Here is a 13923-nt window from a genome sequence, read left to right on the forward strand (position 1 = left end):
TGGAGGCCAGCATGCTGAAGCTTTCCAAGATGACCGATTATGCCGCTGTCGTGATGGCGCGCATCGCCCGCGAGCCGGACTCGGCCCACGCGGCGATCGATCTGGCCGAAAGCGTGCAGCTGCCGCATCCCACCGTGAGCAAGACGCTCAAGGCGCTGGTGCGGGCAGGGCTGCTTGAGTCGCGTCGCGGCGCGCTGGGCGGTTATCGCCTGGCGCGCCCAGCCAGCCAGATCACGGCCAGCGACATCATCAGCGCCATCGAAGGCCCGGTGGCCGTGACCGAATGCAGTCATGTCGATGGCGATTGCGAACTGGTCAACACCTGCGGGGTGGCCGACAACTGGCAGCGCGTCTCGTACGCCATCAGTGAGCTGCTGGGCAGCGTGACGCTGGCGCATCTGGCGTCATCCGCGCCACTGCGCATGCCGGTGCAACTGCCGATTCAGGCCATCAGTCTGTATGGGGATGACGAGCCACTCCCCAGGGCCAAGGCATCCAACAGCACTGGCAAACGCTAGAGCCGGCAAACGCTGAATCCGTTGCCGCGCGACAGACATCGCCTTGGCAACACGAACATTCGAACTTCGCTGCGATTCGGGCGGGGTGATCAGGCATCTGAACAGACCCGGAGCTCTCCGGGAGAGGAGACCAGCATGGCGAGCCAGGAGATGGAGCAGCTTGTACAGCGCGAGTACAAGCAGGGCTTCGTGACCGATATTGAGAGCGACACCATTCCGCCGGGATTGGATGAAAGCGTGATTCGCTTCATCTCGGCCAAGAAGGGTGAGCCGGAGTGGATGCTGGAGTGGCGCCTGGATGCGTATCAGCAGTGGCTGAAGATGAAGGCGCCGTCCTGGGCCCACCTGGATTATCCGGAGATCGACTACCAGGCGATTTCCTACTTCAGTGCCCCGAAGAAGCCGGAAGACCGCCCACAGAGTCTGGATGAGGTCGACCCCAAGCTGCTCGAGACTTACGAGAAGCTGGGTATCCCGTTGCACGAGCGTGCCGCACTGGCCGGTGTCGCGGTCGACGCGGTCTTCGACTCCGTGTCCGTGACCACGACCTTCAAGAAGGAGCTGTCCGAGGCGGGTGTCATCTTCTGCTCCATCTCGGAAGCCATCCAGGACTATCCGGAGCTGATCAAGCAGTATCTCGGTACCGTGGTACCCAAGGCGGACAACTTCTTCACCGCGCTGAATGCGGCCGTCTTCACCGATGGCTCCTTCGTGTTCGTGCCGGAAGGCGTCACCTGTCCGATGGAGCTTTCCACCTACTTCCGCATCAACGCCGCCAACACCGGCCAGTTCGAGCGCACTCTGATCATCTGCGAGAAGCAGGCTCAGGTCTCGTATCTGGAAGGCTGTACCGCGCCGCAGCGTGATGACAACCAGCTGCACGCCGCCGTGGTCGAGCTGGTGGCGCTGGAAGACGCCTACATCAAGTATTCCACCGTCCAGAACTGGTATCCGGGTGATGAAGACGGCAAGGGCGGCATCTACAACTTCGTCACCAAGCGTGCCGACTGCCGTGGTGACCGCTCCAAGGTCTCCTGGACCCAAGTCGAGACCGGCTCCGCGATCACCTGGAAGTATCCGTCGTGCATCCTGCGCGGCAAGGACAGTGTCGGGGAGTTCTACTCCGTCGCCGTCACCAATGGTCGTCAGCAGGCGGACACCGGCACCAAGATGATCCACATCGGTGAGGGCACCAAGTCCACCATCGTCTCCAAGGGTATCTCGGCCGGTAATTCCGAGCAGTCCTATCGTGGTCTGGTCAAGATCGGCCCGCGGGCCAAGGGCGCGCGCAACTTCACCCAGTGTGACTCGCTGTTGATCGGTGACCGCTGCGGTGCGCATACCTTCCCCTATCAGGAAATCGGCAACGCGACAGCCACCGTCGAGCACGAGGCCACGACCTCCAAGATCGGCGAAGATCAGCTGTTCTACTGCCGTCAGCGCGGCATCAGCGAGGAAGATGCGGTCAACATGATCGTCAATGGCTTCTGCAAGGACGTCTTCCAGGAGCTGCCGATGGAGTTCGCCGTCGAGGCCGAGGCGCTGCTCAACGTCACCCTTGAAGGCGCCGTCGGCTGATATCGCCGCGTCTTTCGCATTCCCCCCCATTCTTGAGGGCCGCTCGCGGGCGGCCTGTCAGCAAAAGGTATCAACATGCTCGTAGTCAAAGATCTGCACGTTTCGGTGGAAGGCAAGGAAATCCTCAAGGGTCTCGATCTGACCATCAACAAGGGTGAAGTCCACGCCATCATGGGCCCGAACGGCGCAGGCAAGTCCACGCTGTCTTCCGTGATCGCCGGCAAGGACGGCTATGAAGTGACCTCGGGCACCATTACCTATGAAGGTGAGGATGTACTGGAGATGGAAATCGAGGAGCGCGCCCGTGCCGGCCTGCTGCTGGGCTTCCAGTACCCGGTGGAAATCCCGGGGGTCAAGAACGTCTACCTGCTCAAGGCGGCGCTGAACGCCAAGCGTGAAGCCCAAGGCCTGGGCGAGATTCCGGCCCCGGAATTCATGAAGCTGATCCGCGAGAAACTGGCCTTCATGCAGATGGACGCCAGCTTCCTGCAGCGCGCCGTCAACGAAGGCTTCTCGGGCGGTGAGAAGAAGCGCAACGAGATCCTGCAGATGCTGGTGCTGGAACCGAAGCTGGCCATGCTCGACGAGATCGACTCCGGTCTCGACATCGACGCGCTGAAGATCGTCGCCAAGGGCGTCAACTCGCTGCGCAGTGAAGAGCGTGCCGTGCTGATGGTCACCCACTACCAGCGTCTGCTCGAGCACATCGTGCCGGACCAGATCCATGTGCTGATGGATGGCCGCATCGTCAAGTCCGGCGACAAGTCGCTGGCCCTCGAACTCGAAGCCCAGGGCTATGACTGGCTGCAGGAGGAAACCGCGTAATGACAGCACTTGCTACCGCGTCCGTCCCCGGCAGCGAAGCCTTCGCCAGCGAATTCGCTGCCCGCAAGGCCCGCTTTGCGGCCGACCCGAGCTGGATGGCCGCCCGCCGTCAGGCCGGCATCGCCCGCTTTGAAGCCCTCGGCCTGCCGACCCGCAAGGTCGAGGCCTGGAAGTACACCGACACCCAGGCACTGGGTCGTCATCAATATCGTCTCGCCGACGATGCAAGCCTCGCGCCGGCCGTGAAGGATGAGCTGGCGCTCGACGTCGATGCCTATCGTCTGGTGTTCGTCGATGGCCTCTACAATGCCGAGCTCTCCGATGTGGCAGGCCTGCCCGATACCGTGCGTGTCGTGCCGCTGTCTGACGCCATCGTCAATCAGTCGGAAGTCATCGGTGGCTCGCTGAACCGCCTGACCGGCATCGATTTCACGCCCTTCGTGGCGCTGAACTCCGCCTTCACCGAAGAGGGTGCGGTGATTCAGGTCGGCCCGCGTACGGTGCTCGACAAGCCGGTCTACGTGCTGTTCCTTTCGCGTGCCGCCCTCGAAGGCCAACCCGTGACCATGAGCCACCCGCGTCTGCTGGTGCAGCTGGGCAGCCGCGCCGAAGCCAGCGTGATCGAGCATCATATCGGTGAAAGCGGCGCGACCAACTTCACCAACATGGTCAGCGAAGTGATGCTGGAGCGCGGCGCCGTGCTCAATCACTACAAGCTGGGCGAAGCTGCCACCGGCGAGACGCATATCGCCTCGCTGCAGGTCGAGCAGCCGCGTGACAGCCAGTATCGCTCCATCAACCTGAACACCGGTGGTGGCCTGGTGCGCAACGACATCGTCTGCGACCTGAACGGCAACAACGCCCATGCACGCCTCGATGGCCTGTTCTTCGGTCGTGATCGCCAGCACGTCGACACCCACTCGCTGGTCAATCACAACGAGGCACTGACGTTCTCCGACGAGAACTACAAGGGCATCCTGGCCGACCGTGCCCGCGGCGTCTTCAACGGCCGCGTGCTGGTCAAGCGCGATAGCCAGCAGATCGAGGCGCATCAGAACAACGCCAACCTGCTGCTCTCGGACCGCGCCGAGATCAACACCAAGCCGGAACTCGAGATCTACGCCGACGACGTCAAGTGCTCCCACGGCACCACGACCGGTCAGCTCGACGAGACCGCCGTCTTCGCGCTGCGCGCCCGTGGCATCGATGAGCAGACCGCCCGTGGTCTTCTGACCCTGGCCTTCGCCAACGAAGTCATGACAGGCCTGGGCATCGACGCCATCGCCGAGCGCATCGAGCGCAGTGTCGCGGGACGCCTGCCGTCACGCTTCCACCTCGATGAGCTGGTCGATCTCAGTGTCGAGCTGGGCGGTGGCGCCGTGGCGGTGGCACGTGATGAGGACTTTGCATGAGCGCACTCGACAACCTGATGCTCGACGTCGTGCGGGTACGTGAGGATTTCCCGATCCTCGAGCGCCGCGTGCATGGTGATGTGCCGCTGATCTATCTGGACAGCGCCGCCACCAGCCAGACGCCGACCGCCGTCATCGACGCGATGAGCGACTACTACCGCAAGACCAATGCCAACATCCACCGCGGTCTGCATACCCTGGCGGATGAGGCGACGGCGGCCTTTGAAGGCACGCGTGAGAAGGTGCGCAGCTTCATCAATGCGCGCCTGACGCGGGAAGTCATCTTCACGCGTGGCACCACCGAGGCGATCAATCTGGTCGCCAACAGCTGGGGGGCCAACTGGCTGAATGCCGGCGATGAAGTGCTGATCTCTGTGATGGAGCATCACGCCAACATCGTGCCGTGGCAGCTTCTGGCCGAGCGTCTCGACATCGTCATCAAGGTCATCCCGTGTGACGACGATGGTGTGCTCGACATGGCGGCCTACCGCGACCTGCTGGGTGAGAAGACGCGTCTGGTCTGCGTCAATCAGGTCTCCAACGCCCTGGGCAGCATCAACCCGGTGGCCGAGATGGCGACGCTGGCACACGCCCACGACGCGCTGATTCTGGTCGATGGCGCCCAGGCGGTGCCGCATCAGCAGGTCGATGTGCGCGAGATCGATGCTGACTTCTATGTCTTCTCGGGCCACAAGATGTACGGCCCGACCGGCATCGGTGTGCTCTATGGCAAGGAAGCGCTGCTGGAGGCGATGCCGCCGTGGCAGGGTGGTGGTGAGATGATCCGCACGGTGTCGTTCGAGAATGGCACCCTGTTCGCGGACCTGCCGCACAAGTTCGAGGCCGGCACGCCGCCCATCGCCGAGGTCATCGGACTGGGCAAGGCCATCGACTGGCTGGGTTGTACCCACATGGCGCTGATCACGCGCTGGGAACAGCAGCTGATGCGGCATGCCAGCGAGCGCATGCGCGAAGTGGACGGCCTGCGTATCATCGGCAACTCGCCCGACAAGGCGGGCGCGATCTCCTTCGTGGTCGATGGTGCCCACGCCCAGGATATCGGTCTGCTGATCGACCAGCTGGGGGTCGCCATCCGTACCGGCCACCACTGCGCGCAGCCGGTGCTGCGTCGCTTCGGTGTCGATGCCACCTGCCGGGCCTCCTTCGCGGCCTACAACACGCCGGAAGAGATCGACATGTTCGTCGATGCCCTGCAGCGTGTGCTGACCATGGTGCGCTGAGCCCCCCCAGCGGTGCCCCTGACGGGCGCTGTTCAATGAGGCTCGCGCATGGCGGGCCTCATTGGTATCGGCACTTGCCAGGGGATGCTGTCACCCGTACGTCTTGAGTGAACCAACAGAATTCACGATCCGCATGCCTGTCATGCGAATCGGCAAGGAGAGGGCATGAGCCACACTGAAGACCAGCTGGCCAGCCTCGGCAAGGGCCAGAAGATGCCGTTGCAGCGGGACGTGGAGGGTATCTCGGTGCCGTTCGGCAAGTCGGTGACCCTGCATGAGGACTCGGTGGTTGAAGTCATGCAGGCCAAGGGCGGCACTGTCAGCGTCGCCTTCGAGGGTCGCATGTACCTGATCGAGAGCTTCAGCCTCGATGCGCTGGGGCTGGACGCCGTGCCGCGTCCGCATCTGCCGGCCGGCCAGAGCGATGCCGATATCGAGGCCTTCGTCTGGGCCCAGCTGCGCACCTGCTTCGACCCCGAGATCCCGGTCGACATCGTCGAGCTGGGGCTGGTCTATGGCTGTCGTATCGACACCCTGATCAGTGGCGAGAAGATGGTCAATCTCAAGATGACCTTGACCGCGCCGGGCTGCGGCATGGGCAACGTCATCGCCGAGGATGCCAAACGCAAGATTCTCGGGGCGGAAGATGTTTCCAAGGTCCACGTCGAGATCGTCTTCTCGCCGCCCTGGTCGCGCGAGATGATGAGTGAAGAGGCGCGCCTGGAGCTGGGCATGTTCTGAGCCCCGGGCGCGCCTTGCTGCCTGTCCTCAATGATGTGACCGTTACCGGTCGCATCGATAATCGGGGGAGATGCAGCAAACGCAACTGGATGGGCGGGAACCTCTCGCCCATCCGGCTATCCAATTCACGTTGCTGAGCGTCCGGGCAAGTTGCTGCCTCGGGCCGTGTCGGCACGTCCGTTTGACGGTTTCCCGTATCACCTGCCTCAAGGAAGACTCCCCAATGCGATTCCAGACTGCGCTGCGCACCCTGACCGCCACCCTGATCCTGAGCACCGCTGCCAGCGCGCAGGCCGCCTGGAAGCTGGATGGCGATCTGTCACAGCTGAGCTTCCAGACCACCAAGATGGCCAAGTCGGGCGCCAGCACCGTCGAGACGAATGCTTTCACCTCCTGGCGGGCGCGCGTCAATGACGCCGGTCAGCTGTCGGTGGAGATAGACCTCGACTCGGCCAGTACCGGCATCGACATTCGTGACCAGCGCGTCAGCGAGAAGCTGTTCGAGTCCGGCACCTATCCGTTGGCCGTGATGACCGCCAGTCTCGACATGCCGACCCTCAAGGTGATGGAGCCGGGCGACACCCAGAAGGTGGATGTCGAAGGTCAGCTGACGCTGCACGACAATACCCAGAACCTGCCGATGAGCCTGCAGGTGACGCGCCTGCGCGGCGACCGCTGGCTGGTGCAGACCCTCACGCCTGTAATGGTCGATGCTGAGCAGTTCGCGCTGGTCGATGGCATTCGCACCCTGCGTGACCTGGCCGGGCTTGGCAACATCGCGACCCAGGTGCCAGTCAACGTCAAGGCAGTAATGGTGCAGGAAGACTGAGCGGAGTCATCCGCATGCGTGGCCGGGAGCAGTCAGTGCTGGCAGAGCCTCGACCGCTTGGGTAGGCTGATCGCTCATGCCTGCATGATGTGACGCTACTGGCAGGAAAGACAGGCAGGGATGGGCGTGGGGAAGAGATGCAGCGAGTGATCATGCGGGCTGGCTGGACCATCGTCGGTCTGCTGGCCGCCGGTGCAATGACGGTGGTCGGGCTCAACCTCTGGGTCGTGATGGCAACGCACGATCGCATTGCCACGTCACCGCTGACCTGTCAGAGCCGTGAGGTGGGGATCGTGTTCGGCACCTCACACGGCCTGGTGGGCGGGGGCAGCAATCCACACTATCAGGCACGTCTCGATACCGCCGCCCAGCTCTACCGCCTGCGCCGCGTCTCCAACCTGCTGCTCTCGGGGGACAACCGCACGCGTTACTACAATGAGCCGATGACCATGTGGCGTGACCTGCGAGCACGCAACGTGCCGCAGGAGTTCATGACGCTCGATTACGCGGGCTTCTCCACCTTCGATACCCTCGTACGAGCGCACAAGGTCTTCGGTGTCGATGAGGCGGTGCTGGTCACCCAGCCGTGGCATTTGCCGCGTGCGCTGTTCATCGCCGATGCACTGGGCCTGGAGGCAGTGGGTTGCCCGGCCATCTCCGAACGCCAGCCGCCGGGGCTCAAGCTGATGCTGCGCGAGTGGCTGGCCCGTGCGGCGACAGTGGGAGACCTTTACCTGTGGGGGCGCAAGCCGCGCTTTCTCGGGCCGCAGGAGACGCTGCCGACGCCGGTCTTGTCATCGCACTCATCATCGCAGCCCTCATCATCTCACTCCTTGGACAAGCCCGTGTCACCGGCGGCGGACTCGGTGGCTGCCGGAGCAGGGCAGCAGGCCACTGCCAGTCGTGATGTGGCGGATGCAGAGAATGCTGCCGACACGTCGGATTCGCATGCCCTCGCGCGTCAGGCGCAGGCAAGCCTGCTGGCCAGTCTGCCCGAGGTGAAGCAGGCACTGCTCCAGTGGCTGCCTGTCAGATCTGATGCGAACTAGCCGCGTGTCGGCTTCGCCAGACGCACAGGGTCAACACGAAGACGCCCCGCACTTCCTTTGGAAGGCGGGGCGTCTTGCGTTCACGGCCTGGCGGCGGATATATGGCTAGCCGGCGCGGCGGCGGGCGGCCTGACCTGTCTGGTGACGGTACAGCTCGCGGATCAGATGGCGGCAGTTGTGGAAGATGCCTTCCAGTACCTTCTCCATGCTGTCAGGCAGCGGATGCGTGAAGGCGGTCGAGCAGGCCTGCATCAGGACGCGTTCCTGTTCGAGCAGCTCGTTGATCAGCACCTGATTGTCATTTCCGACGATGCTCTTCAGGCGACTCCACAGCCACATGTAGTCATCGCGCTCGACATCGGCGTCGCGCGGCATCAGGCTCAGATGCTTGCGTGTCTCGACTTCCAGGGCCTGTTTGAGCTCGACACGGCTCGCATAGAAGGGCTCGAAGGCCTTCAGGAGCGCGGGACGCAGCCGTTCGGCGTTATCCTCGAAATAATCAAGACTGTCTGCCAGGGCTTCCTGGACGCTATCCATCGCCACCTGGCGATTGTCGAGAAACATGGGCGGTCACCTCCTCCGTCAGAAGAGATTGTGCGGGTGAAAACAGTGTTTTTCTACCCCCGAAGGGCAGAAAGTCAGGATATTTATTCCCGCACTGTCAATCCCTGCAGTTTACGACAATACAATGACGTTCTGGTGACGATCATCGTTGCCTTCAGACGCTGTCCTTGCCCTGTTTCCATCGCTCCCGCTTGTCCACACGCGGCCATCAGACCCAGAGACGCCAGGTGTGCCGTCATGACGACCTGCCCCCCCCCCTGGTCGAGCGTTGCGCGTTAAGTCCTCAGCCCTCAGCCCTTGGGCTTGGGCGGAATCTTCTTGGCCGGCGCGGCGGACTTGGCGATGTGATCGATGATCAGACCGGCGATGTCCTTGCCGGTGGCCGTCTCGATACCCTGCAGGCCCGGCGAGGAGTTCACTTCCATGATCACCGGGCCATGATTGGCGCGCAGCAGGTCGACACCGGCGACGGACAGGCCCATGGCCTTGGCGGCGCGAATGGCGGTGGAGCGCTCTTCCGGCGTGATGCGGATCTCGCTCGCGGTGCCGCCACGGTGCAGGTTGGAGCGGAACTCGCCATCGGCCGCCTGACGCTTCATTGACGCCACCACCTTGTCACCCACCACCAGGCAGCGGATGTCGGCGCCACGCGCTTCCTTGATGTATTCCTGCACCATGATGTTGGCTTTCATGCCCATGAAGGCCTGGATCACGCTCTCGGCGGCCTGGTTGGTCTCGGCGAGTACCACGCCGATGCCCTGGGTGCCTTCCAGCAGCTTGATGACCAGCGGCGCACCCTTGACCATGGTGATCAGGTCGGGGATGTCATCCGGCGAATGCGCGAAGCCGGTGACCGGCAGGCCCAGCCCCTTGCGCGACAGCAGCTGCAGGGAGCGCAGCTTGTCGCGTGAGCGGGAGATGGCCACGGAATCATTGACCACGTAGGTGCCCATCATCTCGAACTGGCGCAGCACGGCGCAGCCATAGAAGGTGACGGAGGCACCGATGCGCGGCACGACGGCATCGAAGTGCTCGATCTCGGCGCCCTTGTAATGGATGGACGGGCGGTGCGAGGCGATATTCATGTAGCAACGCAGCGTGTCCACCACGCGCGCGGTGTGGCCACGTGCCTCGGCGGCCTCGATCAGGCGACGGGTGGAGTAGAGGCGTGAGTTACGCGACAGGATACCGATATGCATGAAATCCTCCGGAGCCGAATGGGCCAGACAGAGATGGGAATGAATCAGAAGACGACTGACGTGAAGCCCGTCAGGAGGCGTGGTGTTCGTCGGTGAGGCCTTTACTGTCTCGAGGCGTTACGCGATAGCAGGTGGCACCGGCGCCAGCGTCTTGAGGCGAGATGCCGCAGCATGCAGCCGCGCGCACGGCCGATACCGTCAGGGTTCGCCGTGCAGATAGGCGGCGCCCGGTGCGACCAGCAGGCGACGCAGGGCACGGCGCCCCAGCAGAATGGGGTGACGCATCTGGGAGCGGTCCACCAGCGTCATGTCGATATCGTAGTCGAGCCCGGCCAGCTTCATGCGCGAGCGGATCGCGTAGCGCCACTCGGCCTGACCATTGGATGAGCGCACGCGGCGGCGATCATGCACCGGCGTCTCGATCGTATGCGGCGGGGAGTCGCTACCGCCGGTCCGGGTGATGAAGCGAACCCACAGATCATCGTGCTGCTCGAAGACCTCGATACTCTCGGCATGCAGCGCACTGGAATGCGCACCGGTGTCGATCTTGGCATTGAGGTGCAGCTTGAGCTCCGGCAGCTCGATCAACTCACGCCGACCCACCACGCCACGCGGGCGAAAGCCCAGCAGGTCATGATTCAGTGTCTTGAGATCGAGGGGCGGTGCCTTGTCGATGTGATGACGCGAAATGTGCTTGTGATGCGACATGTTTCTTCCTGAATCAGAGGGCGTGAGCGAAGCGGGCAGCGGCTCACGGCATGAAGACACCGGGCAGGCGCGGCACAGCGTAATGTGCGTTGCCGGCCTGGCGGGGTAATGGCCAGGCGGGCGCGCAGCATAGTCACTTGACGCACTGACAGCAATCCTTGCTGAAGCCTCTTTTTTCGCGTCACGCAGCGGGATATGACGGTGGCGCTGACTGCACCCGGCAAAACGCCCCGGGCACGCGGTCATGGCACGCGGTGATGGCGCGCTTTCATCGCCGCCGGACGCCTCGCTTGCGGGCGTCGGGCAAGTCCCCCACGGCCACAGGCGCGGGTGACGTCGTGTAACCGGCGCGTTGCCGCGCGCCCTGTTCACCGGTGCCGATCAGCCCCGATGCCATGCCTTGAGCAAGTGCCCGATCAAGTGTCGTGGGTTAAGCGCATGATCTCAAGCACTGTCACCTGAGGGCATGCCCGGCGTCAATGACGCGGGGCAGGATTGGCGGTATCGGCTTGGCGGGTCAGGGCGGCAAGCGCCTGACCCAGCGGGCTGTCCGCGCTTGCATTGCGCAGCGTCATCAGCACCGGCAGGCGCAGACGCGGAATCAGGGCGAGGTCGCGTGCCAAGGCGGCGAAGTTGGCCTGCGGGCAACTGGCCAGGCGGGTCAGGAAGGCCGGCAGACGTTTGGCATCTTCCAGATGGGCGTAGCCGCGCGCAGCGATCGCGACCAGCACGTCGACATTGACGGCCTCGTCGTCGGCCAGCAGGGCATCGATCCACTCCGCCGCCGCAGGCCGTGGGCTGGCGCCGGCGGCCCGCAGGCAGGCGCACAGCGTCTCCAGATCCCCCAGGTCACGTGCAGCCTGGCCACGTGCGATCAGGGCGGAGAGCAGCTCGGTCTCGTATTCCTCCGGCAGTGGGGCGGCCAGCTGGGCATGGGCGGGCGGTGCCTGCTCCAGACACAGCGCGATGGCGCGCAGCGGTGTATCCGGCAGGTCAGCCAGACGCTGCACGAAGGCGGCGGCAAGCTCGCTGGACAGCTCGCCGCGCCGTGTCAGCACGTCGGCGATGCCCTGCAGACCGAGTGACGGCCAGTCATCCAGCGGTAGCTGGGCGGTGAGATACTGCTCGGCGAGCTCGTAGTACTGGCTGGCAGGGCGGTCGCAATCGAGGCTGGCGCGGGCGTGCAGCATGGCGCGCAGGCTGTCGTCCGGCGTGAAGGCCAGCGGATTGTCCTGCATCAGGTTGTCGATCTTGCCGGCCTCGGCCTGCTGGAGATCAGGCCGGCCGACGGTCAGTGCCGTCTGACCCAGCGTCGTGATCAAGCGCTCGAGGAAGGCGTCGCGTTGCGCGGGAGACAGACGACCTTCCTCATCCAGTGGCAGGGCCAGAAACCACACCAGCGGATCGTCGAGTCCGGCCGGACGGAACACGCATGCCAGGCGTGCCTGGCCCTTGAAGGGTTGCTCCCATGGTTGCTGTTCGGTCTCGAAGGCTTCCAGTTGCTCAAGACTGAGCGGGGCCAGGGTGCGACCCAGGTGATAAAGGTGCAACTCGGCACCGGTGCGCGTGAAGAAGTTGCTCAAGGAAGAGAGAGGAGTCATGAAGCTCACCACTGCTGTGTCTCCCTCACGGCCAGGCAGGGCGCGGGGGAGAGCGGAAAATAGAGTCTTGTCGAGCATGATTGCCACGCCTGATCGATGTCCCTCGACGACGGGTATCGGTGCGTGGCAGATGCCTGAGCATGTCTGGAATGGCAGCGACTTTAGCGATTCACCGGCTGTCATGCCACCCGCTGGCGTGTGATGATGGCCAGAGGGAAGAGAGCGACCTGTGTCTATTATGGCCGCTCTTTCGGCCCGTGATGGCTTGACAGATGACGCGGTACCTCAAGCGCCGCTGCGCGTTTTGCAGGTTGATGATTTTTTGATCAATTTTCGTCATCCCACGGCTGGCGCGGCTTGCAGCGTGACCAAGACGGGTTATCCACAGCATCGTCCACGGATGGCGTGAATAACTGTCATCCGCTTGTCGTCAGGCTGACATCCAGCGCTGCAGCTAGCCCAGACGGCATCACTGGCCCGCCAGGACAGGCGTGCTAGAATCGCGACCATTGACAGAATTGCTGTCTTATTCCTTATGGTTATGTACTTAAGGGATGAAATGATTGGGAATGCGGGTCAGCCCCGTTATCCTATACAACCAAATCACATATAAAAGGCTGTGCTTATACCTGTTCTGTCGCCTCGCTATCCATTACCCATGGGATATCGGCGCCAGTCCGGCGGTAAAGGCCCACTCTTGCGATCCATGAGGAATCTCGATGCGCCAATCACGTTCGCTCGCAGCTGTCTTCTCTTCTACCGCTCTCAAGGGCGCCGTGATGGCCGCCGCATTGGGCGCGACCACCCTGGGCAGCCTGGCGGCGCAGGCTGATACCCTCAAGGTCGGCATGTCGGGCGGCTACTTCCCGTTCACCTTCGTCAAGCAGGACAAGCTACAGGGCTTTGAGGTGGATGTCCTCAATGCCGTCGGCGAGATCACCGGCGATGATGTCGAATTCGTGACCATGAGTTTCTCCGGTCTGATCGGCGCACTGGAAGCCGGCCGCATCGATACCGTGGCCAACCAGATCACCATCACCGACGCACGCAAGGCCAAGTTCGCCTTCACTCAGCCTTACGTCTACGACGGGGCTCAGGTGGTCAAGCGTCGCGGCAATGACGAGATCACCGGTGTCGAGTCCCTCAAGGGTCACAGCGTGGCGGTCAATCTGGGCTCCAACTACGAAGCGCTGATGAAAGAGCTGCCCTACGCCGACCAGATCGACATCAAGACCTATGAGTCCAACATCGAGCAGGACACCGCTCTGGGGCGTGTCGATGCCTTCGTGATGGACCGCGTCAGCGCAAGTCAGGTGATCCAGAAGACCCCGCTGCCGCTGGAGCTGGCGGGCAAGCCGTTCTCGCGTCTCGAGAACGCACTGCCGTTCCGCAAGGACGCCGAAGGCGAGGCCAAGCGTGACCAGGTGGATGCCGCTCTGACCGAGCTCAAGGAAAATGGCCGTCTGGCCGAGATTTCCAACAAGTGGTTCGGCAACGACATCACCACGCCTTGAACAATGCCCGCTGCGCCCTGATACAAGGCGCATGCAAGGAAGTCAGGTGACAACGGGGTGACGGCTGGACCGTCGCCCCGTTGTCGTCATGTCGATGGGTGTCTTTCCAGACTCTCAGCCAAGCCCTCAGTCTGTCCGGATGAC

The 13923-nt window shown here is 63.1% G+C and carries 13 protein-coding genes; 9 read left to right on the forward strand and 4 right to left on the reverse strand.

The window, feature by feature from the left end:
* Positions 1–11 precede the first annotated feature (11 nt).
* The 8 genes from AC5WNJ_RS05235 (at position 12) to AC5WNJ_RS05270 (ending at position 8193) form a co-directional block, all read left to right on the forward strand.
* Entirely contained in the window at positions 12–518 is a 507-nt protein-coding gene (locus tag AC5WNJ_RS05235) for an SUF system Fe-S cluster assembly regulator (RefSeq protein ID WP_495930580.1), read from the forward strand.
* A 135-nt stretch (positions 519–653) separates the two neighbouring features.
* Positions 654–2096, forward strand: a complete 1443-nt coding sequence (sufB, locus tag AC5WNJ_RS05240) for a Fe-S cluster assembly protein SufB (RefSeq protein WP_176676623.1) — start codon at positions 654–656, stop codon at positions 2094–2096.
* 75 nt (positions 2097–2171) lie between these two features.
* Entirely contained in the window at positions 2172–2921 is a 750-nt protein-coding gene (gene sufC / locus AC5WNJ_RS05245) for a Fe-S cluster assembly ATPase SufC (protein ID WP_176676624.1), read from the forward strand.
* Positions 2921–4333 carry a Fe-S cluster assembly protein SufD gene (gene sufD, locus AC5WNJ_RS05250; protein WP_495930581.1) on the forward strand — a complete coding sequence of 471 codons (1413 nt, stop codon included), beginning with the start codon at positions 2921–2923 and terminating at the stop codon, positions 4331–4333. Before sufC ends, sufD begins: the two co-directional genes overlap by 1 nt.
* Positions 4330–5574 (forward strand): cysteine desulfurase, encoded by a 1245-nt coding sequence (locus AC5WNJ_RS05255; protein WP_495930582.1) that lies wholly within the window; start codon positions 4330–4332, stop codon positions 5572–5574. Before sufD ends, AC5WNJ_RS05255 begins: the two co-directional genes overlap by 4 nt.
* Before the next feature lie 165 nt (positions 5575–5739).
* Positions 5740–6315 carry a putative Fe-S cluster assembly protein SufT gene (sufT, locus tag AC5WNJ_RS05260; RefSeq protein WP_495930583.1) on the forward strand — a complete coding sequence of 192 codons (576 nt, stop codon included), beginning with the start codon at positions 5740–5742 and terminating at the stop codon, positions 6313–6315.
* Between the two features lie 223 nt (positions 6316–6538).
* Complete coding sequence (locus tag AC5WNJ_RS05265; RefSeq protein WP_495930584.1) at positions 6539–7144, forward strand: YceI family protein; 606 nt, start codon at positions 6539–6541, stop codon at positions 7142–7144.
* A 152-nt stretch (positions 7145–7296) separates the two neighbouring features.
* Entirely contained in the window at positions 7297–8193 is an 897-nt protein-coding gene (locus tag AC5WNJ_RS05270) for a SanA/YdcF family protein (RefSeq protein WP_495930585.1), read from the forward strand.
* Positions 8194–8298: 105 nt separating this feature from the next.
* Here the strand turns inward: AC5WNJ_RS05270 and AC5WNJ_RS05275 are convergent, their stop codons facing one another.
* The 4 genes from AC5WNJ_RS05275 to AC5WNJ_RS05290 all read right to left on the reverse strand — a co-directional run bounded on the left by AC5WNJ_RS05275 (position 8299) and on the right by AC5WNJ_RS05290 (position 12265).
* A complete protein-coding gene (locus AC5WNJ_RS05275) occupies positions 8299–8757 on the reverse strand; it encodes a hypothetical protein (protein ID WP_043335223.1) in 459 nt (152 codons plus the stop codon).
* Between the two features lie 290 nt (positions 8758–9047).
* Entirely contained in the window at positions 9048–9956 is a 909-nt protein-coding gene (gene rimK, locus AC5WNJ_RS05280) for a 30S ribosomal protein S6--L-glutamate ligase (protein ID WP_043335225.1), read from the reverse strand.
* 198 nt (positions 9957–10154) lie between these two features.
* Complete coding sequence (locus tag AC5WNJ_RS05285; RefSeq protein ID WP_176676631.1) at positions 10155–10664, reverse strand: ATP-dependent zinc protease family protein; 510 nt, start codon at positions 10662–10664, stop codon at positions 10155–10157.
* 476 nt (positions 10665–11140) lie between these two features.
* The gene (locus tag AC5WNJ_RS05290) at positions 11141–12265 is read right to left on the reverse strand and encodes a DUF3549 family protein (protein WP_495930586.1); all 1125 of its coding nucleotides are present in this window, start codon (positions 12263–12265) and stop codon (positions 11141–11143) included.
* Positions 12266–13044: 779 nt separating this feature from the next.
* On the opposite strand from AC5WNJ_RS05290, the gene AC5WNJ_RS05295 reads away from it, so the two are divergent.
* Positions 13045–13779, forward strand: a complete 735-nt coding sequence (locus tag AC5WNJ_RS05295; RefSeq protein WP_253062213.1) for an amino acid ABC transporter substrate-binding protein — start codon at positions 13045–13047, stop codon at positions 13777–13779.
* Positions 13780–13923: the final 144 nt, after the last annotated feature.

Source organism: Cobetia sp. PDI-23MA (assembly GCF_059507735.1).